General features: G+C 44.0%; 2 protein-coding genes and 1 pseudogene. All 3 read left to right on the forward strand.

The window, feature by feature from the left end; genetic code table 11:
* Positions 1 to 918: D-alanine--D-alanine ligase family protein (locus tag ACO4PX_RS10100; RefSeq protein ID WP_485572579.1), on the forward strand; the 918-nt coding region annotated here is incomplete at its 5' end.
* Between the two features lie 205 nt (positions 919 to 1,123).
* Positions 1,124 to 1,540 (forward strand): DUF1934 family protein, encoded by a 417-nt coding sequence (locus ACO4PX_RS10105; protein WP_485572581.1) that lies wholly within the window; start codon positions 1,124 to 1,126, stop codon positions 1,538 to 1,540.
* Between the two features lie 62 nt (positions 1,541 to 1,602).
* A pseudogene (locus ACO4PX_RS10110) lies at positions 1,603 to 1,872 on the forward strand (hypothetical protein); the annotation flags it as partial.

Below are 1,872 nucleotides of genomic sequence, written 5' to 3' on the forward strand. Positions count from 1 at the left end.
GTGGAGAAAGAAGAAGCCATTGAAGACGGAAGCTGGAAGGAAAGTGCAGAGAGAGCCGTGATTCTTCCGGACGCAAAGCTTTCTTCCGTGCTTTTTCTGGGGAAAACCGGAGAAAGTCACTTGGAAAAGATTGATTTAGTCTTTCCGGTGCTTCATGGTAAGGACGGAGAAGACGGAACCATTCAAGGACTTTTGGAGATTGCCAGAATTCCCTATGTGGGTTGCGGGGTACTTTCCTCTGCGATTTCTATGGATAAGGTTTACACCAAAATGGCGGTGGAAAAGCCTTTGGCAAAGATTGGCGTGCGACAGGCGAAGTATATTTCCTTTGTGCGAAGCCAGTGGGAGAATCAGGAGAAGATCATTTCCAAGGTGGAAGAGGCCCTTTCCTATCCGGTATTTGTAAAGCCCTCCAATGCAGGCTCTTCCTGCGGCGTAAGTAAGGCAAAGGATAGAGAGGCCTTAAAGAAGGCGGTGGAAAATGCTCTTTCGGTAGATAGAAGAGTCTTGGTGGAAGAAAGTATTACGGGACGAGAGCTGGAATGTGCGGTATTTTCCGGAAAAGAAGGGCAGGTAGAAAGCTCCTCTGTGGGAGAAATTCTTGCGGCAGCAGAGTTCTACGATTATGACGCCAAATATAACAATCCGGATTCCAAGACGGAACTCCATCCGGATATCTCCGGGGAGATTGAAGAGAAGATTAGAAAGGCGTCAGAGACGGTCTTCTTGGCCGTAGACGGCTTCTCCCTCTCCAGAGTTGATTTCTTCCTGTCCGGGGAGGAAGTGATTTTTAACGAAATCAACACTATGCCGGGCTTCACTTCTATTTCCATGTATCCCATGCTTTTTAAGAAAAAGGGATACTCTATAGAAGAGTTGGTAGAGAAACTTTTAGAGAGTGCTTTTCATAGACCTTAAGAATTTCATAAATAATTATTTCCGTGGACTTTAAACTTTTTTGCAAGATTGTGCTATACTAAGTACACAATCAATTTGATTTTAATGTTTGATTTCCATTCTCCTAGGGGCTCTGTTATGCACGCAGGGTCCCTATTATATTGTCTTCATTGTCGTAAAGAAAAGTTATAAAAAAGGAAAGCTGTGACTGAGGTAAGAAATTAAGATGAAGGTCAAAATGACTATGCACACCAGACAAAAATATGACGGGGATCTGGACAGCTTCGTGCTGGAACATTCCGGTGTACTGATGCAAAGAGGAGAACATTTTCTTCTCAGTTATTTTCAAGAGGGAGTACACCACGGTATGAAACTGTATCCGGCGGAAGGTCGTCTGGAGATTATTCGAAATTGGAAGGAAGAGGAGAAGCTTCTCTATGAAGGAGGCGTCCGCTGGAAGGTGGATTACGAAACGGAGGTAGGTGTCCTGCCCCTGGAATTTGATACGGCAGAGGTGGATTTTCGAAATGTTGACTTCTCTCGGGGACAAGGAGAAATTCGTCTCTATTACACACTCCTTCAGTTTGGGCAAAAGGTGGCGGAGACAGAACTCTCCATTGCAATTTCACCCTATTCGGAGTAAAATGTAAACGTTTCTTTGCAAAAATAAGCACAATAATTTGTAGACTTGGAAATGAGGTGTTCATGGTACTGGCAATTGCTCCACAAAGCATTATTTCAATTTTGTTGGTGATTTTGATTTTGCTTTTCATCGTATTAGTAGCTTTATATTTTATGGGAAGACGTTTGCAGGAAAAGCAGGCTGCACAGCAACCCATGATTGAGGCTAATACCATGGAAGTTTCCATGTTGATTATCGATAAGAAGAAGCTGAGCGTAAAGGCGGCCGTTGCGGCAGGCTTACCGGAACAGGTGGAGAAGGAGCTTCCCTTCTATCTTCGCTTTTCAAAGCTT

It is taken from the genome of Oribacterium sp. (assembly GCF_057249185.1).

Coding starts and splice junctions, on each gene's coding strand:
- ACO4PX_RS10105 (WP_485572581.1), top strand. CDS start 1,124: ATGAAGGTCAAAATGACTATGCACACCAGACAAAAATATGACGGGGAT.